Here is a 23,125-nt window from a genome sequence, read left to right as displayed (position 1 = left end):
CTGGAGGCATGACAGCGACCAGGACCATCGCGTTCGTGCTCTACCCCGGCCTGACCGCCCTCGACTTCGTCGGGCCGCTCCAGGTCATCAGCGCCTTGCAGGAATTCGGACTCGGCTTCGAGGCCGTCACGGTGGCAGCGGCCCGGGAGCCGCTGCCGACGGACAGCCCGGTGTCCGTGACCGCCTCCCACACCTTCGAGCAGGTGCCCGCCCCGTACGGCCTGATCGTCCCGGGCGGCGGTGCCCCGACCTTCGCCGCCCTCGCGGACGAACAGCTGACCGGCTACGTCCGGCAGGCGGCCCGCAGCGCCAAGGTGGTGGCTTCGGTCTGCACCGGCTCGCTGATCCTCGGGTCCGCCGGTCTGCTCGAGGGCCGCGAGGCGGTCACCCACTGGGCTGCCATGCCGATGCTCCGCGCCTTCGGCGCGACACCCGTGTCCCGGCGCTGGGTCGCGGACGGGCACGTGCTTACGGCCGCCGGAGTGGCGGCGGGCATCGACATGGCCCTGCACTTGGCCGCCGAACTGGTGGGCGAGGATGCCGCCCGGATGATTCAGGCCGCCATCGAGTACGACCCGCAGCCGCCGCTCGGCCCGATCGACTGGGATCGCGTGGACCGCGCGTCCATGGAGTCCTCGATCAAGTCGATGGCCGAGAAAGGCTTGGCAGACCAGCCAGAGCTACTCGCCCGCCTCACTACGGCCGGCGGGGCCAAGAGCGTGTCCCCTTGACGGCCCGGCGTCCCATTGCCGACACGAGCCGCACCGTAGTGATGATCGAGGCTCGGGCCGTGCGGCGGCGGCAACGCCGACCTGGTCGGCCAGCGGCTGCTGGAGCCGGGTGTGCGGATCGCCGCGCCGGGCACACCGGGCAGCGAACTCGCCCCCCGAGATCGTCCCCGCAAGCGCCGCCCGGGCTCGACCGGATGTACTGCTGGCCGGATGGCCGCAGCGGCTTGGCCCCGACGACTGGGCGGTGTTCAAGCCGCGCTGGGGCGCCTTCTCCCGCACCTGCTTGGAGGAACTGCTCACCGAACTCGGCGCCCACACGCTGGTGTTCGCCGGCTGCAACTTGCCCAACACCCCAGCAGCAGTGTGACGTCCCTGCAGGCCGTCCCTGAAGCCTCAGGTGTACCTGCGGGAGCGTTCCAGCCGCGCCGCAGTCAGCTCGGCGAAGCGCCCCAGTACCAGGTCCCGGTGGAGAGCCGGGACCGCCAGACGGCGAGGGGCTCCGGGAGCGCGGATGCGCGCCCCCGGAGCCCGTGGGGAAGTGCCGGGGTGGCGGGGGCAGGACGTGGCGGCGGGTTCGGCGGGTGCTGCTTCGGCGGGGGCGGTCTTCGCCTTGTTGAGGCCGGGGGTGTGGTTGAACAGGAGGTTGAGCAGGAAGGCGGCGATGGTGGCGCTGGTGATGGCGCTGCCGCCGATGATCTGCACCCAGGTGGGGAAGGTGTGGTAGATCGTCGGGGCGACGACGGGGAGCATGCCGATCCCGATGGAGACGGCGACGATGAGCAGGTTGTTGGTGCCGTCGAACTCGACCTTGCGCAGGGTGTTGATGCCGACCGCGGTGACGGTGGCGAACACAACCAGGCCGGCGCCGCCGACGACCGGTCCGGGCAGGGAGGCGACGACGTCGCCGAGCTTGGGGATGAGGCAGAGCAGGACGAGGATGCCGCCGGCGACGGCGGCGACGTAGCGGCTGCGGACCCTGGTCATGCCGACCAGGCCGACGTTCTGCGCGAAGACGGTGACGATCACAGACACCTCCCGCCAATGGATACCCCCAGCAGCCACAGCCGTGCCCTGAACCACACACCGCGACGCGAGGGTGGGGCCAAAACACACTGCCGCGGCTTGGCCATCGCAACACCCCGCAGGGTCAGGTGTTGCAACCACCTCTGGAACCCAAGCTGACAGACGGGGCCAGTTCACGCTGTCGAAGCCACGAGGCGGAGGGTGCCGAAGGTCCGGAGGGAGATCCCGGCTGCGCACTCAGCTGCGATGCGCCCGAGGAGCCACTGCCGCCGATGGCCTACCGGACCTTCGCATGGGCACGCATCTGTTCTGCCAGCCGCCCTAGTTCGGCCGCCGTCGCAGGGGAGACGTCGCTGAGCCCGCTGTGTACGGCCGTTGGGCTGCGCAGGAAGCGCCGCAGCAGGGCCACGAGCAGCCCTTCCGGCAGGGTCTGCAGTGCGGCGAACGCTCGGGGGACCGGCGGGCTCGGCAGGGCGGCGAGGTTCTGCCGCATGAGGTGGAGCATGCCGCGGACCGCGTCGGGATCGTCGGCCAGCGCTACCGGGCCGCCCGCCGTGTACACCGCCTGCCCGAGGGGTACCTCGAACGCGGCGTGTGTCTTGAGCCAGGCATCCATCCGCGGCTCGGCCTTGGCTTTGATCCCGGCGGTGCGGAACTCCCGGACGATCCGTTCCAGGCGCGGGGTGGTTCGGCCGTCGGGTTCGCCGATTGGCATTGGGACCCGGCTGGTCATGAAGTTGGTCGCGCGGTAGCGGACTACGTCGCCGTCCATCGTGCCGCCCAGTGCCGGGAAGCCGAGCAGTACTCGCTCGTGGCCGATCGCCGCGCCCAGCGGCTCCGCGCCGCCCGCCCAGTTGTGCAGGAACAGCACGTCGCCTTCGAGGCCGGCGAGTGACTCCAGCACCGCGTCAACTTGATGGGTGCGGACGAGGACGGCGGTCAGGCCGTACCCACCGGCCGGGTGCTCGACCACCGGTACGGGTACCCGCCTGACGGCAGGGCTGTCTTCCTCGGCGAGCTGCACGCCGTGCCGGCGCAGGGAGGCCAGACGCTCGCCCCGGGCGAGGAGCGAGACGTCGAGCCCGGCCTCATGCAAGCGGGCGGCGAACAGGCTGCCGCAGACCCCGGCGCCGTAGACGAGCAGTTTCATGACAACCTCTCCCCACATGAGTTAAACGTTCGTTTCAATCGAACGTCTGTATAGTACGGCACATGGCGCTACCCGATACCCGGACCAAGATCCTCGACGCGGCCGAACGCCTCTTCGCCGAGCACGGCTACCGCGGCACCTCGGTCCGCGCGATCACCGACCTTGCCGGAGCGAACCTGGCCGCCGTCGGCTATCACTTCGGCTCGAAGGCGGAACTCCTGGCCGCGGTTGCCCGCCGCGTGACCGAGCCCATCACCGTCGCCCAGAGCGCCGGGCTCGACAAACTGCTCGCCCGGACTCCGGACCCGCCGGTCGCCGAACTGGTGGAAGCATTCGCAGGGCCGCTCTTCGACGGGATGCCCGCTGGCGATGAGAGCGGAGCCCGGAGGTCCCGGCTGATCGTGACGATCCTCAGCGACCCGGCCGAGGAGGCGCGCAGCTGGACCGGCCCGGACGAGGACACGGTCGGCGAGCGCTACCTGGCGGCTTTCGCGCGCGCACTGCCCGGCCTTGCCCCACAGGAGCTGTTGTTCCGGATGCGGGGGATCCTCGCCGTGACGGCCGTGGACCGCGTCGAGGTCTACAACCCGCCCTCCCCGGCCTGCCCGACGGCGACGGAAGGCGAGGAGGCCCGGCACTGGGCGATCACGTTCCTGACGGCAGCAATGAGCGCGCCACCGACCCGGGCCTGACGATAAGCCTGGGGCGGCTCACTCACCGCCCTCGTCGCCGTCCTCGGACACGTTCGGGTCGCGCAGCGGCGGGGCCCGGCTCGACGCCCTTGGATACCTCGTTGATCGCGTGCAGGGCGAACGCGAGGACAAGCGCCGCGGCCGGAGAGCCGTCCTTGACGAAGGCGCCGGTGTCGGCGGCGCTGATCCAGCGTCCGCACTGTTCAGCGGGCATGGCGGGACTCCGTTGCTGGTTGGCCGGCGGCGCTGACCGGTGTCCGGGGATGGGGCGCGGTGAGCAGGGCGAAATCGAGCCGCTTGTCCATCTCCAGCCGGAACGTGCCGTACGGGTTGATGTTCGACCAGAAGAGCGCGGTCAGCCCGCGCCGGTCCTCGTCCGAGAGCTTCTTCGCCCACACCGGTTCGGCAAGAACGCGCTGAAGCGGCAGGGTGTTGATATGGACCAAGCTGGACTGGAGAAGGTGGAGCGCGAGCATCGAGGTCTCGGCGTGCTCCTTGTCCGGGCCGGTCAGCGCGCCGTCCTTGCCATAGTGCAGCACGGTGTTCGCCGAGTTCCAGTTCTCCATGACCTGGAGGCCGCCGTGGATCTCGCGGCGCAGGTCCGGGCTGGCGAGGTAGTCGCAGGCGAAGATGGTGCGTACCGCGCGGCCGAGTTCTTCGAGCGCGGCGTAGGTGGGATGTTTGGGGCCGCCGCGGGTGAAGCGGCGCAGGACCTGCTCGGCCTCCGCCGTCCCCAGCCGCAGGGCGGTGGCGTACTTGACCATCTGGTCGTACTGCTGGGCGATCAGGTCCCACTTGATGGCCCGGGTCGTCAGTGAGCCGCCGAGCGCTGGCCAGCCGGGCGGGGTTTCGGCCGGGCGGTACAGGCGGATGCTGCCGATGTTCTTCAGCCGGGGCAACAGCCTGAAGTTGAGCAGCTCGGTGAAGGCGAACCCGACGACGGACGCGCCGTGCGTGTCGACGTAGTTCGACTCGATCTCGGTGCCCGTGCAGTGCCGCAAAAGTCCCTCGATCATCGCCGCGACCTCGGACGACGAACAGCTCTTGAGCTGGGAGTAGATGCAGACGTTCTTCCGCTCCACATGCCAATAAATCATCACGCCGTTGCCGCCGTAGCGGGCGTGGTACTCGGTCATGAAGTTCGAGGACCAGGACCCGAACTTCTTCGAGTCCGACGCGCACGAGGTGCCGGCGCCCCACCATGCGGTGTCCCGAGCGGCGAAGGTGGCGTTCACCAGCTTGCGCACGGCGGCCCGCAGGTTGTCGACGGTGATGAAGTGCCGGCGCACGTGCCGCAGGGCGGCTTCGGTCTCGCCGTGCTCGCCGGTCGCCACGATGGCCCGGATGCCCATGTTCGTCCCCAGCGCGAACAGGGCCAAGAGGAGGCGTCGTTGTAGGACGGTGCGATCGATGCGCTCGTACGCGGCGATGGAGGCGAACTCGTCGGTGAAGCCGATGTCGAAGTCGGCGTTCTTGAGCACGTCCAGGAGGTCGAGCACACCCCACCGTCGTACGACCTCGTCCTTGAGCGCCGTCAGGCCGGTGGGCTCGTCCAGCTTCTCCAGCTTCGGCACGGAGATCCACGGCTCGCCGTGCCGGGTGGTCACCTTCACCCCGCCCGAGGAGCCGTCCGCCAGCGCGGCCGTGAGCCGGTCCAGGCCGTTCGTCATCCGCTGCTTCAGATCCGCGATGAACTCCGCCGCGTCCATCACCGGCCGGTAGGCAGTGTTGTTGCAGCGGAAGCCCAGCGTCCGCAGCAGCGGCGGCAGCATCTGCCGGTAGTACGAGCTGTACGAGGAGCGCAGCGTGGTGCGGACCTTGGCCTTGAAGACCTTCTGGTTCGCCTTCGCCTCGGCGACCAGGTCGCGCAGCGTCTTCTCACCCACCACCGGGTAGAGGGCCGTGCGTACGGTCTCGTCGGGCTGGCCGATCGCCGCGTCCGCCAGCTTGAAGAGGATGCCCTCCTTGCCGCGGACCTTCTTCAGCTCGGCGGTGAGCTGCCTCTCGACCCGCCGCTCGGCGCGGGCGTTGATCTTCTGCACCAGGGCGATCAGCAGGTCCCCCAGGGCGTCGGTGATCTCCGTCTGCCGCGACGAGCACAGCACCGCGAGCAGTGTGATCCGTACGTCCTCGGCGGTGTCGCGGAAGTCCGAGGGGTACATCTTGATCGCCCGCGCCCGCCACGCGGCCAGCAGTTTCTCCGAGCGGTCCACGAACAGCCCGTCGGGCAGGCCGAGTTTCCGCACGTCGTTCAGCTTGGTGATCTCCGTCAGCAGCGACTCCAGCCCGACCGCGCCCGGGTCCCGTTTGAGCAGCGCGGCGCCGTCCTCGTTGCCCTCCGCGACCAGCGACAGCAGCCGGGACATCCCGACCTCGCCCAGGCGCTCGATCGCCCGCGCACAGAACGCGGCCTCCCACCGGTTACGGGCCGCGACCAGTACCTTCTCGATCCGGGTCCGCCCCGGCGGCTCGATGCTCCGCGCCCGGTACTCGACCAGCAGGGCCTCCCGCTGCCGGTCCTCCACGAGCTCGACCGGACAGACCTCCTTGGCCAGCCACACAGTGAGCTGCTCTTCGTCCTCCAGCGTCGCCGGCCGGAACCCCAGAGCCTCCCGTACCTGCGCGCGGTGGTACTCGGCGGTCCGCCCCGTCAGGGAGTACTTCGCGAAGTCGGCGGCCGGGACCTTCACCAGCCCGGCCACGTACTCCACCGCGACCTGCGGGACCTCTTCCAGCAGATCCGGGAACCGGCCCTCCAACTCGAAGAACTTCAGCAGCAGACTGAAGCCGAGCCGCGTCGCCCCGGTCTTGTTGGCCACCGACTTCCAGTCGCCGTCCACCAGCGTCCAGCTCGCCAACAGTTCTTCCGGCGACCACTCCTGACGCATGCCCGCCCCTCCCCATACCAAGCTCGATCGAGTCACTCGATCGGCCCAACGAGGGCTCCGGGACCGGGGAAACGGGCTGTCTGACGACGCGAAAACTACCGACGGTTACCTTGCGGCCGGTGTCTGAGCTAGGACACCAGGGCCGCTTCCGGCGGCGGCCCGGGGGCGGGCCCGCATCGCGCCCGGCCAGGCGGAGGTGCGCAGCAGTCGCAGACCGTTGAGGCCCACCAGCACGGTGGAGCCCTCATGGCCCGCCACGCCGAGCGGCAGCGGCAGATGGCCGAACAGATCCCACACCACCAGCGCGCCGATGCACACACACGCGATGACCAGGTTCTGTGCCACCAGGCGGCGGGCGCGCCGCGACAGGGTCACCAGCGAGGGCACGGCGGCCAGTTCGTCGCGGACGACCACGGCGTCGGCGGTCTCCAGCGTCAGCGCGGAACCCGCCCGCCCCATGGCGACACCGGTGTGCGCGGCCGCCAGCGCCGGGGCGTCGTTGACCCCGTCGCCGACCATCAGCACCCGCTCCCCGGCGTCCCCCCATCCCCGTACGGTCGCCACCTTGTCCTGCGGCAGCAGCCCGGCCCGTACGTCGGCGATGCCGACCTCCTCGCCCAGCCGGGCGGCGGCACGCTTGTTGTCGCCGGTCAGCAACACCGGTGGGGTGCCGGTGAGCCGGCCCAGCGCGGCGACGGCTTCGGCGGCTCCGGCGCGCAGTGGAGCGGCGATGGCGAGGACGGCGACGGGGCGGCCGTCGACGAGGACGGCGACGGCGGTGGCTCCGCTGTGCTCGACCTCCGCGACGGCCGTACCGACCGGGCAGTCGTCCCTGGCGGAGGTACGGACCGCGGCGTCTTCGATGCCGGTACGGACCGCGTCGTCCCCGCCGGTGAGCGGTGCCGGGTCGCCGGGGCTCTCCACATGCGCCGCCGCGCCGCCCAGCAGTGCCATGGGGCTGCCCACCTGGACGGTGCGACCCGTGACCACCGCCCGTACGCCCCGCCCCGGGGCCGAGGCGAAGTCGGCCGCGGGCTCCAGGCGCAGACCGCGTTCCCGCGCGGCGGCGACCACCGCACGGGCCAGCGGATGCTCGCTGGGCCACTCGGCCGCGGCGGCCAGGGCCAGGGCCTGGTGCTCGCTGAGGCCACTGCCCGGGAGGACCCGGATCCCGCGGACCAGCGCCGACTCCTCGGTGAGTGTTCCGGTCTTGTCCAGCGCCACCCGCGTGACGGCTCCCAGGCGTTCCATGGCCGCGGCGGACTTGACCAGCACGCCGTGGCGTCCGCAGGTGGCGATGGCGGACAGCAGTGGCGGCATGGTGGCGAGTACCACCGCGCAGGGGGATGCCACGATCATGAAGGTCATGGCCCGCAGCAGGGTTTCGGTGAGGTCCGCGCCGAAGGCGAGCGGCACTGCGAACAGCGCGAGCGTGGCGGCCACCACGCCGATGGCGTATCGCTGCTCGACCCTCTCGATGAAGAGCTGGCCGGGAGCCTTGTGCTCGCTCGCCTCCTCGACCATGGCCACGATCCGGGCGATGACCGAGGCGGAGGCGTCCCGGCCCACCGTGACGCGCAGCGCGCCCGTCCCGTTCAGCGTGCCCGCGAACACCTCGTCCCCGGGCCCCTTGTCCACCGGCAGCGGTTCGCCGGTGATCCCGGCCTGCTGGACGTCGCTCGCTCCCTCGTGCACGGTGCCGTCGGCGGGCAGCCGCTCACCGGGCCGGACGAGCACGGTGTCGCCGACGCGCAGCGCGCCGACGGCCACCCGCTCCTCGCCGCCGCCGGGGGGGATTCGCGCGGCGGTGTCGGGTGCCAGATCCAGCAGTCCGCGTACGGAGTCGGCGGTGCGCCGGGTGGCGAACGCCTCCAGCGCGCCCGAGACCGCGAAGATGACGATCAACAGGGCGCCGTCGAGGAACTGCCCGATCGCCGCCGCCCCGAGCGCGGCCACGACCATCAGCAGATCGACGTCGAGGGCCCGTTCCCTGAGGGCGCGCAGCCCCGTCAGGCCCGGCTCCCAGCCCCCGGCGGCGTAGCAGACCGCGTAGAGCGGGCCCCACAGCCATGCGGGGGCGCCCGCCAGGTCGAGCGGGAAGGCGGGCAGGAACGCGGCGGTGGCCAGTGCGGCCCACCGCACCTCGGGCAGATCGCGGACGCGGGTCCGGCGCGGCCGTACGGGCGGTGGAGCGTCGGCGGGCGGCCGTTCCTCGATGAGCTCGGCGGACACCGTGGCACACCTCTTCCTCGGGCGGTGGGGTGATGGTCGAACCCCGCCACCATACTGGAACACATGAAGAGCTCTTCAATTGTAGCTGTGGATACGATGGCGCCATGGGACACGGAGCCGACAGTCAGACCACCCCGGCAGCGCATCTGGACGCGGACTCCGCCGCCACCATCGCCGCCACCCTCCAGGCCCTGGCCACCCCCTCGCGGCTGATGATCCTCACCCGCCTCCGCCAGGCCCCCTGCGCGGTCACCGAACTGGCCGAGGCGGTCGGCATGGAGCAGTCCGCGGTCTCCCACCAACTCCGGCTGCTGCGCGCCCTCGGGCTGGTCACCGGGTCACGGCAGGGCCGCCGGATCGTCTACAGCCTCTACGACAACCACGTCGCCCAGCTCCTCGACGAGGCCGTCTACCACATCGAGCATCTGCGGCTCGGCGCACGCGATCTGCCGACGAAGGCCGACGTCGGCACGGCCGATCCCGGCACGGACCGGGGCTGAGCGGTGGGCGATACGGCGGACACCCCGGCCGGGCCGGGGGAGTTGCGGCGCCGCTTGGGGGTCTTCGACGCGGTCGTGGTCGGCCTGGGGTCGATGATCGGCGCGGGCATCTTCGGGGCGCTGGCGCCCGCGGCGCGGGAGGCGGGGTCGGGGCTGCTGCTCGGCCTGGTCGCCGCCGGAGTGGTGGCGTACTGCAACGCCACCTCCTCCGCGCGGCTGGCCGCCCGCTATCCGCACTCGGGCGGCACCTATGTCTACGGCCGTGAGCGGCTGGGCGACTTCTGGGGGTATCTGGCCGGCTGGGGGTTCGTGGTCGGCAAGACCGCCTCCTGTGCGGCGATGGCCCTGACCGTCGGCTCCTATGTCTGGCCCGATCAGGCACATGCGGTGGCGGTGGCGGCCGTGGTGGCGCTGACGGCCGTCAACTACGTGGGGGTGCACAAGGCCGCCTGGCTGACCCGGGCCATCGTGGCCGTCGTGCTCGCGGTCCTGGCCGCCGTGGTCGTCGCCCTCCTCACCTCCGGACAGGCGGACGCGGCGCGGCTGGAGATCGGCCGGGACGCCACTCCCGGCGGGGTGCTGCGCGCGGGCGGCCTGCTGTTCTTCGCCTTCGCCGGATACGCCCGTATCGCCACCCTCGGCGAGGAGGTCCGCGACCCGGCACGCACCATTCCGCGTGCCATCCCGCTCGCGCTCGGCATCACCCTGGCCGTCTACGCGGCGGTCGCGATCGCCGCGCTGACCGTGCTGGGCAGCGGCGGGCTGGCCGCGGCGGGCGCCCCGCTGGCCGAGGCCGTGCGCGCGGCCGGGCCCGCTTGGCCGGCGCCGGTGGTGCGGGCGGGCGCGGCGGTGGCCGCGCTCGGTTCGCTGCTCGCGCTGATCCTCGGCGTGTCCCGGACCACTTTGGCCATGGCCCGTGACCGGCACCTGCCGCCCGCGCTGGCCGCCGTGCACCCCCGGTTCGCGGTGCCGCACCGCGCCGAACTGGCCGTGGGCGCGGTGGTGGCGGTCCTGGCGGCGACGGCGGATCTGCGCGGTGCGATCGGGTTCTCCTCGTTCGGGGTGCTGGCCTACTACGCCGTCGCCAACGCCTCCGCCTGGACCCTCACCCCGGCCGAGGGCCGCCTACCGCGGATCGTGCCGGGTCTCGGCCTGGCCGGTTGTCTGCTGCTGGCCTTCGCCCTGCCCGTCTCCTCGGTGGTCTCCGGCGCGGCGGTGCTGGCCCTGGGCGCCGCGGCCTATTTCGTGCGGCGGGCGGCCACCAGGTAGGCGGCTTCGCCGCCGGTGCGCCGCTGGTCGGCCGCCCGTGCGTCTGCGGTCCGCTGTCGGTGACGAGCACGGGCGGCAACTCGGGCGTTCGGTTGGCCGGTTCAGCCGGTCATCGGTCGTGGGTGGCGACTTGCCTCTCGTCCGGCCGGAGCCCCTCGTCCGCGTGCTGCTCGTCCACCCGCCGGGCGGCCTCCTCGATCCACGGGGGCAGCGGGCGGCGCAGCCACAGCGCGGCCGGTAGCCGGGCGAGCAGATCGCGCAGCGCGGTCCGCGCAACCGGGTCGCTCCCGGCCTCGGTGAGGAGTGCGGCGGTGCGGCGGGCCGAGAGGGGCAGTGGGCGGCGCAGCCAGCAGCCGATCAACTCATCGCACCGCATCGCGGCGGTGTGCTCTCCGGACGGCGAGGGGGCCGGTTCGTGGTGGGCGATCACCTCGGGGCAGTACGAGATGCCCCAGCCCATCGCCGCGAGGTCGTAGGCGAGCAGGGTCTCCTCGCCGCCGGAGACGACCAGCGGATGGAAGCCGCCCGCCTCCAGGAAGGCGCCGCGGCGCACCACGGCCGCACAGGCGAGGAAGTCGTAGACCTCCGGTCCGGGGAGGTCCTCGGCGCGGCCGACGGGGGAGGCGGCCAGCATCGCGTCCCGCGGATCGGGCCGCTCGGCCGGGCCGATCCGCAGTTGGCCGGCCAGCGCCCCCAGCCGCGGATGGCCGTTCAGCAGGGTGGCGGCCCGGGCCAGGGCGCCGGGGTGCCACCAGGAGTCGTCGTCGCTGAAGGCCACGTAAGGGGTACCGATGGCGCGTACGCCGTCGTTGCGGGCGAGCGCCCCGTGGTCGTCCCCCTGGGCAAGGACCCGAACGTCGGGATACCGTTCGGCGATCATGGCCCTGGTGTGGTCCGTCGAGCCGTTGTCCACGACGACGACCGGTGGCCGCTCCGGCAGGGCGGTGAGGTGTTCCAGAGCCGTGGCGAGCCGCTCCGCGCGATCGCGGGTGGCGACGACCACGCCGACGGCGGGGCCTGGGGCGTTCATGGGCCCCGAGTACCCGGCCAACCAGCCACTATGCGGTGCGCGCCCGGCGTCGAAGGGGCTCGGCGCGCCGACGTACGGCGTGATGTGTGTCATGCCGGAGCCCGTCAACGTGATCTACGTCATGTTAGACACCGCCGTCCCGAGGGTACGGTGCTGACACTGATCGCGTACGAGGAGCGGCTTCGTTTGTCCCTGGACCTGGCATCCGTCATAGCGGCGACCACGCGGTGGCTAGTCAGGGCCTATCCGGCGGCCGACGGAGCGACGAACGCGGCGCTCGCCGAGGCCCAGGCGCGGCAGGCCGTGACGGTGGCCGCCTGGCTGCGCTACCCGACTTCCACCGACTCCGCCCTGCTGACCCTGGCCGGACCGGGCGGTTCCTTCCGGCTGGACTGGCTCGCGGACGCGGAGCCGTATGAGATCAACGGCCCCGATGGCATCTGGCGCACCTATGTGGACGAGGTCGTGGCGAGCTGGGCGGCGGCCCTGCTCACCTGCTCCACGCTGGCGTCCCAGGCCGTGGCGGCGCTCGATGGCTGTGAGCACGGCGCCGGGACCCCCGGGGAGTTCCGGCGGCTCACGGCACCCGACGCGCATGACTGCCGGGCCGCACCGCTGCTGCGCCATCCGGATCTGACGGCGCTCGTCGTGGACCTGCACCGTCCGCAGTTGGTGGAACGTCTGCGGCGGCTGCACAGCGACGACCAGACGCCCACCACCGCGGTCTGACGGCGGGCCGACCGCGACTGACCGCGGCCGTCACGGTGCCGTGAGCACCCCTTGCGCGTTCACCGTGACGCGTTCCCCGCGGGCGCAGTGGACCACCGTGGACGGGAAGTCCGGGTGTCGGCTCTCCTCCAGGAACGCGGAGAGCGGGCTGCTGAAGGCGGCGTAGTCGTCGTAGTGCACCGGCAGTACCCGTTCTGGCCGGACGGCCCTGACCAGACCGGCCCCCTGGAGCGCGTCCATGGTCACGATGAGCCCGCCCGGAAGCCGGGTGCCGCCCAGGTGGACCACCGCGAGATGCACCTCCGGGTAGCGCCGGGCGATCTCATGGATGCCCGGGAACATCAGCGTGTCCCCGGTGATGTACACCCGCAGCCGGGGAGGCTGCCCCGGCGCGCCGAAGTCCAGCAGGCTTCCCATCACCGGTGGCAGCAGCTTCTGCCACCGGCCGGGGGCGTGTCTGCCCGGCAGCGCGGTGACCCGCACCTGGCTGTGATCCTTCACCAGGACCTGATCGTGCCAGGTGGGCAGTCCGGTCGCCCGGCTGAATCCATGGACGCCCTGTAGCCGCCGGGAGGCGTGCGGGGTGGTGATGATGGGCAGTGAGTGGTCCAGCCGCCGGCGCGCCACCCGGTCCCAGTGGTCGCCGTGCAGATGCGAGAGCACCACGGCGTCCAGGTCGGACGGTATGTCGGCGGCGGCCAGGGCGGGCTCGGTCAGCCGCCGGGACATCAGCCCCTTGCCCAGATAGGCGTACTGGCCCCGGTGCAGGAAGTTCGGGTCGGTGAGCAGCTTCAGCGCGCCGTAGCGGATGAGGAGCGTGGCGTTACCGACGAAGAGGAACTCGGCGGCGCCGTCCGGCGGAGGCGTCATGTCCCGACCACCGCCTCTCGCGACTCCGCCCGTTCGGAGGTGAGCATCGTGCCGGCCGTGGCGTCGTGCAGCGACTCCAGCACCCCGCGCTGCCGCCGCGCCCGGTTCAGCAGCTCGGTGAGCCGATCCGGGTCCAGCCGGGCGTCCTGGCCGGTCGCGGCCAGCAGCGACTGCCACAGCAGCGCCTTGCCCTCCACCCCGATCCGCAGCGACTCCAGCTCGACGACCGTGCTGAGCCCGGAGCGGCGCCGCAGATTGCCGTTGGGCTTCAGCCGCCCGGCCTTCTCGCCCAGCCAGCCCCCGTAGATCTTGTAACGGCGTACGGGCACCTCGAGGTCGGCCATGACGGCCAGCAGCGCCGCACGGTCCTCCATGATCTGTACGGCGAGGTCCTCCAGCTCGCCGCCGAAGGGCGACCGCCGGTGCTCGCGGGCGGTGCGGCGGGCCAGCTCCGTTCCGGCCGTCGCTCCGGCCAGGTGGTCATTGAGGTAGATGCCGAGCATGCGGGGGGATGTCCTGGGCTCGCTCATGATCGTCCTTCCGGCTTCGGCAAGGTCGTATCAGGTCACGCGCCCCCGGAGTGCCCAGCTCCGGCCGCCTCAACCAGCTCCCGGGGCCGCGCGGTCCCAGCTCTCCGGGACCACCTGCCGGCGGTAGTGCGGGCACCGGGTGAGGTCGTCGTGCTCGCAGCCCAGGGCGCATGCGACGAGCGTCGGCGAGTCCCGCGCGGCGGCGATGCGGGAGCGCAGCGTCTCGGCCTCGTGCCGCAGGATGTCGCGCCGTTGTCCGGTCTCCCGGGCGAGGGGCTCAGGCCCCCACGACCCCGTCCACACCCTCGCGCAGGAAGTCCGCGTGCCCGTTGTGGCGGCCGTACTCCAGCAGCACATGCACCAGCACCATCCGCAGCGACACCTCCTCCTCCCATCGCGGCTGATAGCCCACCAGGTCGAGCGATGCCGCCTCCCGCTCGATCCGGCGGGAGGTCTCGACCTCCGCCTCCCAGGCCGCGAACGCCTCGGCTCCGGACGACCCGCTCACGTCGTACGCCGCCTGGAAGTCGATCACCGTCGACCAGACCATCGGCGCCTCGTGGTCCTCGAACACCCGCCGGAACCAGGCCCGTTCCACCTCGGCCAGATGCCGCACCAGGCCCAGCAGCGTCAGCGTCGAGGGCGGCATCGAGCGCTGCCGCAACTCCTCGTCGGTGAGCCCCTCGCACTTCATGGCGAGCGTCGCTCGCTGGTAGTCGAGGAAGGCGCGCAGAGTCGCGCGTTCGTCGCCGAGGTGGGGCGGCTCCGGGCGGCTGTCGGCGGTCATGGTGGTACGTCCTCCTCGACGGCGGATCCGGTCGCCGGCCGGCGATGTGACCCCATGGGACCACGGCCATTGGGCCGAGGCCGCACCGGGGAGGCTCAAACGCCGTGAACGGGTGCGGAGTTCCCGGCCCGGGGCCCGCCCCGGGCCGGGGCGGCCGTCAGTCCTCGTCCTCCTCGTCCTCGAAGGCGTCGCCGATCTCGTCGACGACCTCCGCGGCGACCATTCCGCCGACGACGCCGACCGCGACACCCGCCGCGACGCCACCGACGATCGCCGCGGTGCTCGGGCCGGAGCGCCGCCCGCCGTCATGGTGGTGGTCCGCATGGCCGTGACCGTCGTGGTGGCCGTAGCCGGGCGCGCCGTACTCGCCGTGGCCGTACGAGCCGTGGGAGCCATGCGCGGCGCGCCGCTCGACGAGGTCGCGGATCCAGGCGTCGACCTCGGTGTTCCAGTCGCGGTGCTCGACGCCCTCATGGCCGACGGTGAAGAGCGTGAGGGCGTCGCCCCCGGAGGAGAAGAGCCCGCCGCGCTTGTCGGCCTCCAGGACGACGTCCATGCCGCCCGGGTTCGCCAGGAAGGTCACCTCGAGCTCGTTGATGGCGTGGGCGTACTGGGGGGCCGGGGCGAGTTCGATCTCCTGGTAGAACGGCAGCCGCTGCCCGGTGCCGCCCACATGGCCCAGTTCCAGATCGGCGGACTTGAAGCCGAAGCCGAGCTGTCCCAGCGCCTCCAGAACGGCCTCCTGGACCGGCAGCGGATTCACGGTCAGTTGGTCGAGGTCGCCCTTGTCCTTCGCGCCCGCGATCTCCAGCCCGGTGCGGACGCCGAGGATGATGCCCAGCGGCTGCCCGTACAGCTCGGTGATCGGGGTCTCCCAGGGGAGGTGGGCCGTGAACGGGAGGCTGCGCTGCTCGCCCTCGGCGAGCCGGAAGCCGCCGCCGACGGTGAAGCGGTCGAAGAGGACGACCCCTTCCCGCTCCTCCTCGCCGCGCTCGTCCTCCACCCGGGCCACCAGCTCCAGCGTGATCTGCTCGATCTCGAAGTCCGCCGTGCCGCCACGGAGATGGACCTGACCGGTCAGCGGCCCGCCGGGGCGTACCGGGCCGGGGTCCAGCACCGTGTCCACGGTGGGCCCGCCGACACCGAGCGAGCCGAGCAGTCGTTTGAACACCATCGTGGCGTTCACTCCTTCGCTATGCCTACTGCACGCGTGAGCGTGGGGGTTACGGGCGCGTGCGGTGGAGGACGGCGGTCGCGCGACAACGGGTGATGGGCCGCGGAACGTTCGCGGCCCATCGCACGTTCACCGTGCGTCCGCCCTCCGTGCTTCTACACGCATGTAGAAGCATAGGGGTGTGCGCCCCCTGGAGATGGCCATCTCCGTGCCTTGGCGGCGGAAGTCCGAAAATGATCACTCGGCGGGCCGGGCGTAGGACCGTTCGGAGGAGTGCCGTTCGGAGGAGTGCCGTTCGGAGGAGTGCCGTTCGGGGGAGCGCCGTTCGCGGGAGGCGTCTTCGCCCAGGGCGCGGACCACCGTGTCCGCGAAGGCCCGGGCCAGCGGCGGCAGCGCGTCCCAGCGGCGTGCGGCCCAGCCGACCGGCAGTGGCGGCAGCGCGGGGATCGGGACGAGTCGCAGCGGCCCCTCGCTCCCGGGCATCGGCAGCCCCGGCAGGGCGGGCACCACGGCGCGCCCCAGGCCGAGTTCGGCCAGCAGCAGGGCCGTGTCCCAGTCGGCGACGCCGGTATCGGAGCCGGCCCGGATGCCCAGCTCGGCCAGTGCCGCGTGGAGGCGCCCGCCGGAGGTGGAGTTCGGCGGCAGCCGTAAGAGCCGGACATCGGCGAGGTCGGACACCTCCACGTGCGACCGGGCCGCGAGCGGATCCCCGGCCCGCATGGCGAGCACCCAGGGCAGCTCGGCCACCGGCCGCTGCTCGACACCGCGCACCGGGGCGCCGAGGGTGATCCAGGCCAGATCCAGATGGCCGGCGATGAGCGCGTCGAGACAGCCGCGGCTGGAACTCTCGGTCTGGAACTCCAGGTTCACGTTCGGATAGCGGCGCCGGAAGGAGACGATCGCCCCGGCCATGAAGTGCCGCACAGTGGTGCTGCCGGTGGTGATCCGCACGGCCCCGCTCTCCCCGTGCACGAGATCGCTCAGGCGGCGCAGCGCCAGATCGAGCCCGGCGATCCCGTCGGCGGCGGCCTCGCACAGAGTGCGCCCCGCCGCAGTGGGCACGACACCGCGCGGCTGGCGCTCCAGCAGGCTCACGCCGGTCTCGCGTTCCAGCCGCTTCACCCGCTGGCTCACCGCCGACTGTGTGCAGGTCAGCTCCCGGGCGACGGCGCTGAGGCTTCCGGCGCGGCACACGGCCACGAACACCCGCAGATCATCGAGAGTCATAACCCCCAAGTTAGAGCTTGGAGTTGGCGAGCAATCCCCAGGATTGACTGGGGTGGCCGCTGGTCGGGACGATCGTTGCAGGGCTCAGGCGGCAACCCGTACGGCGCTCGCACGAGGATCCGGACCGGGTGCCGGTGCGGTACGGGTGCCGACCTGCCCAGCACCGAAAGGACCGGACCTGTGCCTGCTGCTCCCCCTCCCGCCGCCGCCGACCGGGCCGTCACACTTCTGCGCCGCCTGGGCGCCGCGCGCATCGCCCACCCCGGCGGCACCCTCCTCGCCCACCTCCAGCGCGTACGGGCCCGGCTCGCCGCCTGGGGCGCCCGCCCGGAGCTCCAACTCGCCGGGCTGTGCCACGCGTTCTACGGAACCGACGGCTTTCCCGTCACCCTGCTGCCCCTCGGGCGTCGCGGCGAACTCGTGGCGGTGATCGGCGCGGAGGCCGAAGCCATCGTGTACCTCTACGCGAGCTGCGACCGTAGGGCCACCTGCCGGGCGCTCGGGGACGCCGACGTGGTCTTCCACGACCGTTTCACCGGCCGCACGCACACCCCGGAACCCCGGCTGCTCCGGGACTTCGCCGAGCTGTCGGCCGCCAATGAACTCGACCTCGCCCGCCGGGATTCCGCCCTCCGGGAGCGGCGTGGCCCCGAACTCCTCGCCCTGTTCACCCACTTCCGTCCGCTGCTCAGCCGGCCGGCCTGGCTGGACGGGCGCGCGGTCCTCGCGCCGTCGCCCCTCGCCCGCGACTGAGGGCCGTGCGCACGGCTGAGGGCCTGGCGGACGACCGACGCCCTGGTCACCATGCGTGTGGCCCGCGGGCGCGGGTGTGATAACGCCCGGAGCGCGGGACCGCAAAACGCCGCGCCGCACCGTTCACCTTTTCGGCTCGTTCTCGTCGTCCGTACGCTCCGGACGGAATTTCGCGATCACGAATTGCCGGAAGCGTTCGCGCACGGTAATGGCTTGGTCAACTCTGTGGAGACCGCAAAACGATCTAGTAATTCACCGTGGAAGAGATGACCGGATCAATGTCTTGACCGGAATCATGCCGGGCGCGGAGACTCAAAGCGCACTCACGCATCAGGAGCCGCAAGCGACGTTCCGAATCCTGCGATACCGGTTTCGCGGGGGCGTGCGACCGGGGGAAGTGTAAGGAGATTGTGTGCGCACGGCGGGAAATCCGTACGTGTGATCTTCACTTCCCCTCCTCATCTCTTGATGCGCGAAGAGAATGGAGGGGGAATGCCGACGCCCGCGGGCTATCCCGGTGTCTACATCGAAGAGCTTCCCAGCAGCGTCCGTACCATCGCCTCGGTCACCACCTCGGTGACCGCGTTCGTGGGCCACACCCGGCGGGGCCCGCTCAACACCCCGGTGCGCATCACCAGTTTCGCCGACTTCGAGCGCCGCTTCGGGGGCCTGACCTCGCAGAGCGCCGTCGGCTACGCGGTGCACCAGTTCTTCGGCAACGGCGGCACCGTGGCGGTCGTCGTCCGCGTGACCAAGGCCGGCACCGGCAAGGCCGCCTGCGTCACCCTCGACTCCACCGAGGGCCACAGCGAATGCCCGGTGCTGGAGGTGCACGCCAAGGAGCCCGGCCACTGGGGCTCGGGCCTGCGGCTGGCCGTCGACTACGACACGCCGTGCCCGGAGGAGACCTTCAACCTCCATGTGCTCGACGCCCGGGGCACCTCCCGGGAGACCTTCACCAGCCTGTCCATGGACCCCGCCCACGGCCGCCACGCCGAGACCGTGATCAACGCCGGGTCGGCACTGATCCGGGTCAAGGCCGTCGGCGAGGGCCGGCCGGACCCCTCCGGCACGGTCTCCAAGCCGTTCGCGGGGGAACTCCCCGATCTGGGCGTCGAGCTGACGGTCAAGATCGGCGAGGTGGAGCGGTCGTTCACGCTGTACGACCCGGACTGCGACGGCGAGGCTCCGTGCGACGTCACCGAGCTGGCCCTGCTCCTGGAGCGCAAGTTGCGCGCACTGCCCGACGCGCCCGGCAAGCACGCCTTCGCGGGCACCGAGGTCACCGCGTTCGGCCGCCGACTCCAGGTCGTCGCCGGCTCCATCGACCCCGATGACGTGGTGCGCTTCCTGGGCGAATGCGCCAATGACCTCGGCCTTGAGGCATCGGTCAACCCGCCCGTCTTCCCGCTGTCCGGCGGCGAGGACGGCGCCCCGCCCGGCCCCCGCGACCTCATCGGCGGCGAGGCGGACAAGACCGGCCTGCAAGCGCTGCGCGACATCGAGGACGTCAACCTGCTGTCGCTGCCCGAGCTCGCCGGGTACGAGTCCGTCGGCGACATGGTCACCGTGCTGTCGGCGGCCGACCGGCTGTGCCGGGAGCGGCGGATCTTCCTGCTCGTCGACGCGCCCTCCGCCTGGGGCAGCGTGGACGCGGCCCGCGCCGGGATCGGCGCCTTCGAGCCGGTCCGCAGCGACCACGCCGCGCTGTACTTCCCGCAGTTGCGGCTCACCGACCCGCTCACCGGGCGGCTGCGCGCCTTCCCGCCCTCCGGGGCACTCGCGGGCGTCATCGCCCGTACGGACAGCGAGCGCGGCGTGTGGAAGGCACCGGCCGGGACCGAGGCGCGGCTGGCCGGGGTGTACTCGCTCGGCGTCCAGTTGACCGACCGCGAGAACGGACTGCTCAACCCGCTGGGCATCAACTGCCTGCGCACCTTCCCGGTGGTGGGCCCGCTGGTCTGGGGCGCCCGCACGCTGCGGGGCGCCGACGCGCAGAGCAGCGAATGGAAGTACGTCCCGGTGCGGCGGCTGGCGCTGCATATCGAGGAGAGCCTGCGCCGCGGACTGCAATGGGTCGTTTTCGAACCCAATACCGAGCAGTTGTGGCAGCAGATCCGGCTGAACGCCTCCGGCTATCTGCACACCCTGTTCGAGAAGGGCGCGTTCAAGGGCGGCACTCCGCGTCAGGCGTACTTCGTCAAGTGCGACAAGGACACCACGACGGACGAGGACATCGCCAACGGCATCGTGAATGTCGTGGTCGGTATTGCGCCGGTCAAGCCCGCGGAGTTCGTGATCGTCAAGATCCAGCAGATGGCCGGACAGTTCGAGATTTAGGAATGTGATGGCTGAGTTCCAGGTCAACGCCCATCGCTTCGACCCGTACAAGAACTTTAAGTTTCTGGTCCTCTGGGACGGTCGTACGGTCGCGGGCATCAGCAAAATCAGTCCGCTCAAGCGCACCACCGAGGTCGTCAAGCACCGCAACGGCGGCGACCCCAGCTCGCCCCGCAAGTCCCCGGGCCGGTCCGAGTTCGAGGGGATCACCCTGGAGCGCGGGGTCACCCACGACCCCGAATTCGACCGCTGGGCCAACAAGGTCTGGCAGGTCGGCGCGGGGCTCGGCGCCGAGGTCTCGCTCGCCGACTTCCGCAAGGACATCGTCATCCAGGTCCTCAACGAGGCGGGCCAGGTCGCCGTCTCGCACAAGCTCTACCGGACCTGGCCGAGCGAGTACCAGGTCCTCGGCGAGCTGGACGCCAACGCCAACGCGGTCGCGATCCAGAGCCTGAAGCTGGAGTGCGAGGGCTGGGAGCGGGACTACGAGGTGCCGGAGCCGGAAGAGCCCTCGTTCACCCACCCCGCGTAGGCGGGGAGCGGACGGCCTGAGAGATGGGGAACACGGGGCCCGCGGAGCTGCTGGCCATCTGGGAGGCGGGGCTGGCGCACCACGGCCCCGGCCGCGCCCTGCTGCTGCACCGGGCGGCCCGCCCGGAGTCCGCAGCGGACGAACTGCGGTCGCTGCCGGTGGGCGAGCGCGAGGCGGACCTGTACGCCCTGCGGCGCGCGCTCTTCGGCGAACGGATGCAGATCCGGGCCGAATGCGGTGCGTGCGGCGAGGCCATGGAGTTCGACCTCGACGCCCGCGACCTGGGGGTGCGCCCGCGGGAGCGGGACGGGCCGCTCCGGGTGGAGGAGGGCGAGTGGACGGTCGAGTTCCGGCTGCCCACCGTCGCCGACCTCGAGGCGGCCGCGCACGCGGTGGCCGGAGGGGGCGGTCGTGCGGTGGGCGAAACGGGCGGTCGTGCGACGTCAGGAGCGGGCAGTCGTGCGACGTCAGGAGCGGGCGGGCCCGGGGGCGGGGACGGAGTCCTGGGTGAGGACGTGGACGTGGGCGGGCTCGTGGGCGCGGACGGCAGCGAGGCCGCCGAGGCGTCCACGGCCGCGGACCGCGCCCGGCGGGCCCTGCTCGCCCGTTGCCTCGTCTCCGTACACCGTGCGGGGCAGCCCGTCCCGGCCGACCGCCTCCCGGTGGCCGAACTGCCCGAGCCGGTGCAGCGGAAGCTCGCCGAGGCCGCCGAACACGCCGACCCGGCGGCCGATGTGACGCTCAACGTCGCCTGCCCCGAATGCGGTGAGGCCACCCGGGCCGAGCTGGATATCGCCTCCTACCTGTGGGCCGAACTCGACCACTGGGCACGGGACCTGCTCCTCGATGTCCACCTGCTCGCCACCGCATACGGCTGGAGCGAGCCTCAGATCCTGGCGCTCAGCCCGCTGCGGCGCCGCTACTACCTGGAGCTGTGCGCAGATGGCTGACTTCTTCGACCGGCTGCTCGCGCGGCACGCCCCCGTGCCCGCGTCCGGGCGGGTGGCGGGCGGCGGCGCCGGCGACCGCCCGGTCCGGGCCCGGCCGCGGCTGCCCGGCCCGTACGAGCGGATCGAGGCGCTGGGGGAAGAACAGCCGCTGCCGGGGGAGCCCGCCCCCGCGAGGATGGCCGCGCCACCCGCGGCCGACCGCCACCGGGAGGTGGTGCGGCACGAGCGCGAGGTCAGGACCGACCGGCACACCGTCGTACGCGCCGAGCCCATGCCGTACGAGGACGTGGAGCGGTACGCCGAACTCCCCGCCCCGGCACCCCTGTTGCTCCCCAGCACCCAGATCACCGTCAGGCCGCAACCGGCCGCCCCCGACACCCCGGCCACCCGCCGGGGCGACACGGCGGCCCCGGCACCCGACACCGCACCGGCCGCCGCCGGACCCCGGCCCGGCCCGCCGTCCGGGGGCCTGTGGCCCGCGGCGGCCGCCGTGCCACTGCCGCCCTGCACGGCCGACCCCGCCATGGGCCGGGATGGCGCGCGGCTCCCCGCCGGGCGGCGCCGCGGCCGAACCGCCCAGCGCACGGTTCATGTCCAGATCGGACGGCTGGAGGTCACCGCCGCCGCCCCGCCCGGCGCCGACCGAGCCGCGCCCGCCCGCCCCGGAACGGCGGGACGGCGCGCACCCGCGCTGAGCCTGGACGACTACCTGGCGCGCGGCGAGAGGAGGGACTGACACCATGAGCAACGGACTCGCGTTCGCCACCGTCACCCAGGCCCTCGCGCTGCTGATCGCGAACAATCTGCGGCCCGAGATCGACATCGCGGTCACGGTGGACACCCGCAGGCCCCCGACGGAGCCGCCCACCGAACCGACCATCAACATCTTCCTCTACCAGGTCACCCCCAACGCCTCCATGCGCGCCACCGACCTGCCCACCCGGGCCTCGGACGGCACGCTGCTCAAGCGACCGGCCGCGGCGATGGACCTGCACTACCTGATCAGCGCGTACGGGGAGGAGTCCGAACTGGTCGGACAGCGTCTGATCGGCAGTGTGGTGCGCACTCTGCACGAGATACCGATGCTGCCGAAGGACGTGATCGAGGAGGCCGCCCGGCGCCCGTATCTGGCGGGCAGCGACCTGGCCGAGTCGGTGCAGCGGGTGCGCTTCACACCGACGCAGATGGACGTGGACGAGACCTCCAAGCTCTGGGGGATGCTCTACCAGACCCCGTATGTGCTGTCGGTCTGCTATCAGGGCTCGTTGGTCCTGATCGAGGGGCGCGAGCGGCCGGTCCCGGCGAAGCCGGTGGAACGGCCCACGGTACGGGTGCTGCCCTTCGGCGCGCCGGGAGCGCCGGAGCCACCCACCCTGCCGGGGGCGGATCCGGAACGGCCCGAGGAGCCCGCCCGGGCGGAGGCGGCGACGGAGAACGAGACGGCGGCCGCCGCCGAGCCCGCCAAGAAGCGTTCCGCCACCACGAAAGCGGCTGCTGCCAAGACGCCCGCTGCCAAGACGGCTGCCGCCAAGACCGCCAAAGCCGCCGCCACCAAGTCGGCCGCGAGCAAGACCACCAAGACCGCCGCCGCCAAGTCGGCCGCGAGCAAGACCACCAAGACCGCCGCCGCCAAGTCGGCCGCCGCGCCCAGCCGTACCCGCAAGGCCACGCCCCGGCGCCGCGGCGGGCGCTCCGAGGACACGGAGAGCTGAGGCACG

At 72.1% G+C, this 23,125-nt stretch carries 24 protein-coding genes; 12 read left to right on the top strand and 12 right to left on the bottom strand.

Annotated elements, in window-relative coordinates; genetic code table 11:
- Positions 1-8 precede the first annotated feature (8 nt).
- Positions 9-731 carry a DJ-1/PfpI family protein gene (locus ACK1X7_RS05435; protein WP_385145219.1) on the top strand — a complete coding sequence of 241 codons (723 nt, stop codon included), beginning with the start codon at positions 9-11 and terminating at the stop codon, positions 729-731.
- 109 nt (positions 732-840) lie between these two features.
- Positions 841-1,098 (top strand): isochorismatase family protein, encoded by a 258-nt coding sequence (locus ACK1X7_RS05430; protein ID WP_413114711.1) that lies wholly within the window; start codon positions 841-843, stop codon positions 1,096-1,098.
- Between the two features lie 26 nt (positions 1,099-1,124).
- Here the strand turns inward: ACK1X7_RS05430 and ACK1X7_RS05425 are convergent, their stop codons facing one another.
- Entirely contained in the window at positions 1,125-1,757 is a 633-nt protein-coding gene (locus ACK1X7_RS05425) for a solute carrier family 23 protein (RefSeq protein ID WP_413114710.1), read from the bottom strand.
- A gap of 274 nt (positions 1,758-2,031) precedes the next feature.
- Complete coding sequence (locus tag ACK1X7_RS05420; RefSeq protein ID WP_390794753.1) at positions 2,032-2,904, bottom strand: ketopantoate reductase family protein; 873 nt, start codon at positions 2,902-2,904, stop codon at positions 2,032-2,034.
- 62 nt (positions 2,905-2,966) lie between these two features.
- On the opposite strand from ACK1X7_RS05420, the gene ACK1X7_RS05415 reads away from it, so the two are divergent.
- Positions 2,967-3,596: a TetR/AcrR family transcriptional regulator gene (locus tag ACK1X7_RS05415; RefSeq protein WP_413114709.1), complete on the top strand. Its 630-nt coding sequence runs from the start codon at positions 2,967-2,969 to the stop codon at positions 3,594-3,596.
- 22 nt (positions 3,597-3,618) lie between these two features.
- Here the strand turns inward: ACK1X7_RS05415 and ACK1X7_RS05410 are convergent, their stop codons facing one another.
- From ACK1X7_RS05410 to ACK1X7_RS05400, 3 genes are all read right to left on the bottom strand, one after another.
- Positions 3,619-3,810, bottom strand: a complete 192-nt coding sequence (locus tag ACK1X7_RS05410; protein WP_119994161.1) for a hypothetical protein — start codon at positions 3,808-3,810, stop codon at positions 3,619-3,621.
- Positions 3,800-6,484, bottom strand: a complete 2,685-nt coding sequence (locus ACK1X7_RS05405; protein ID WP_413114708.1) for a Tn3 family transposase — start codon at positions 6,482-6,484, stop codon at positions 3,800-3,802. Before ACK1X7_RS05405 ends, ACK1X7_RS05410 begins: the two co-directional genes overlap by 11 nt.
- Before the next feature lie 105 nt (positions 6,485-6,589).
- The gene (locus ACK1X7_RS05400; RefSeq protein WP_413114707.1) at positions 6,590-8,716 is read right to left on the bottom strand and encodes a heavy metal translocating P-type ATPase; all 2,127 of its coding nucleotides are present in this window, start codon (positions 8,714-8,716) and stop codon (positions 6,590-6,592) included.
- Positions 8,717-8,820: 104 nt separating this feature from the next.
- Between ACK1X7_RS05400 and ACK1X7_RS05395 the strand changes: the two genes are divergently transcribed.
- Together ACK1X7_RS05395 and ACK1X7_RS05390 are read left to right on the top strand one after the other, a co-directional pair.
- Positions 8,821-9,216, top strand: a complete 396-nt coding sequence (locus ACK1X7_RS05395) for an ArsR/SmtB family transcription factor (RefSeq protein ID WP_390794750.1) — start codon at positions 8,821-8,823, stop codon at positions 9,214-9,216.
- 3 nt (positions 9,217-9,219) lie between these two features.
- Positions 9,220-10,485, top strand: a complete 1,266-nt coding sequence (locus ACK1X7_RS05390) for an APC family permease (protein ID WP_398160779.1) — start codon at positions 9,220-9,222, stop codon at positions 10,483-10,485.
- A 109-nt stretch (positions 10,486-10,594) separates the two neighbouring features.
- Here the strand turns inward: ACK1X7_RS05390 and ACK1X7_RS05385 are convergent, their stop codons facing one another.
- Positions 10,595-11,515: a glycosyltransferase family 2 protein gene (locus ACK1X7_RS05385; protein ID WP_413114706.1), complete on the bottom strand. Its 921-nt coding sequence runs from the start codon at positions 11,513-11,515 to the stop codon at positions 10,595-10,597.
- Between the two features lie 186 nt (positions 11,516-11,701).
- Here ACK1X7_RS05385 and ACK1X7_RS05380 point away from each other — a divergent pair, with 186 nt between their 5' ends.
- Entirely contained in the window at positions 11,702-12,244 is a 543-nt protein-coding gene (locus ACK1X7_RS05380; protein WP_385157895.1) for a hypothetical protein, read from the top strand.
- A 30-nt stretch (positions 12,245-12,274) separates the two neighbouring features.
- Here the strand turns inward: ACK1X7_RS05380 and ACK1X7_RS05375 are convergent, their stop codons facing one another.
- The 6 genes from ACK1X7_RS05375 to ACK1X7_RS05350 all read right to left on the bottom strand — a co-directional run bounded on the left by ACK1X7_RS05375 (position 12,275) and on the right by ACK1X7_RS05350 (position 16,832).
- Positions 12,275-13,114, bottom strand: a complete 840-nt coding sequence (locus ACK1X7_RS05375) for an MBL fold metallo-hydrolase (protein ID WP_385157889.1) — start codon at positions 13,112-13,114, stop codon at positions 12,275-12,277.
- Positions 13,111-13,644 carry a hypothetical protein gene (locus ACK1X7_RS05370; protein ID WP_385157891.1) on the bottom strand — a complete coding sequence of 178 codons (534 nt, stop codon included), beginning with the start codon at positions 13,642-13,644 and terminating at the stop codon, positions 13,111-13,113. The genes ACK1X7_RS05375 and ACK1X7_RS05370 overlap by 4 nt, the downstream gene beginning before the upstream one ends.
- 69 nt (positions 13,645-13,713) lie before the next feature.
- A complete protein-coding gene (locus ACK1X7_RS05365; RefSeq protein WP_413114705.1) occupies positions 13,714-13,947 on the bottom strand; it encodes a hypothetical protein in 234 nt (77 codons plus the stop codon).
- Positions 13,922-14,431: a DinB family protein gene (locus ACK1X7_RS05360; protein ID WP_385157893.1), complete on the bottom strand. Its 510-nt coding sequence runs from the start codon at positions 14,429-14,431 to the stop codon at positions 13,922-13,924. Before ACK1X7_RS05360 ends, ACK1X7_RS05365 begins: the two co-directional genes overlap by 26 nt.
- Before the next feature lie 157 nt (positions 14,432-14,588).
- Entirely contained in the window at positions 14,589-15,605 is a 1,017-nt protein-coding gene (locus ACK1X7_RS05355; protein WP_385156777.1) for a sporulation protein, read from the bottom strand.
- Between the two features lie 237 nt (positions 15,606-15,842).
- Positions 15,843-16,832, bottom strand: coding sequence for a LysR family transcriptional regulator (locus ACK1X7_RS05350; protein WP_390794747.1), 990 nt, complete (start codon positions 16,830-16,832; stop codon positions 15,843-15,845).
- Between the two features lie 180 nt (positions 16,833-17,012).
- On the opposite strand from ACK1X7_RS05350, the gene ACK1X7_RS05345 reads away from it, so the two are divergent.
- From ACK1X7_RS05345 to ACK1X7_RS05320, 6 genes are all read left to right on the top strand, one after another.
- Positions 17,013-17,585, top strand: coding sequence for a DUF6817 domain-containing protein (locus tag ACK1X7_RS05345; RefSeq protein ID WP_413114704.1), 573 nt, complete (start codon positions 17,013-17,015; stop codon positions 17,583-17,585).
- A 492-nt stretch (positions 17,586-18,077) separates the two neighbouring features.
- Positions 18,078-19,925 carry a phage tail sheath family protein gene (locus ACK1X7_RS05340; protein WP_390794746.1) on the top strand — a complete coding sequence of 616 codons (1,848 nt, stop codon included), beginning with the start codon at positions 18,078-18,080 and terminating at the stop codon, positions 19,923-19,925.
- A 7-nt stretch (positions 19,926-19,932) separates the two neighbouring features.
- Positions 19,933-20,457 carry a phage tail protein gene (locus tag ACK1X7_RS05335; protein ID WP_014058531.1) on the top strand — a complete coding sequence of 175 codons (525 nt, stop codon included), beginning with the start codon at positions 19,933-19,935 and terminating at the stop codon, positions 20,455-20,457.
- A 23-nt stretch (positions 20,458-20,480) separates the two neighbouring features.
- A complete protein-coding gene (locus ACK1X7_RS05330; RefSeq protein WP_385156789.1) occupies positions 20,481-21,407 on the top strand; it encodes a hypothetical protein in 927 nt (308 codons plus the stop codon).
- The gene (locus tag ACK1X7_RS05325; RefSeq protein ID WP_413114703.1) at positions 21,400-22,143 is read left to right on the top strand and encodes a hypothetical protein; all 744 of its coding nucleotides are present in this window, start codon (positions 21,400-21,402) and stop codon (positions 22,141-22,143) included. The genes ACK1X7_RS05330 and ACK1X7_RS05325 overlap by 8 nt, the downstream gene beginning before the upstream one ends.
- A 4-nt stretch (positions 22,144-22,147) precedes the next feature.
- The gene (locus tag ACK1X7_RS05320; protein ID WP_413114702.1) at positions 22,148-23,119 is read left to right on the top strand and encodes a DUF4255 domain-containing protein; all 972 of its coding nucleotides are present in this window, start codon (positions 22,148-22,150) and stop codon (positions 23,117-23,119) included.
- Positions 23,120-23,125: the final 6 nt, after the last annotated feature.

This window comes from Streptomyces sp. CY-1 (assembly GCF_047218265.1).
GTDB classification, from domain to species: domain Bacteria; phylum Actinomycetota; class Actinomycetes; order Streptomycetales; family Streptomycetaceae; genus Streptomyces; species Streptomyces niphimycinicus.
The sequence above is the reverse complement of the archived record's forward strand: the minus strand, read 5'-3'. Positions and strand labels throughout refer to the sequence as shown.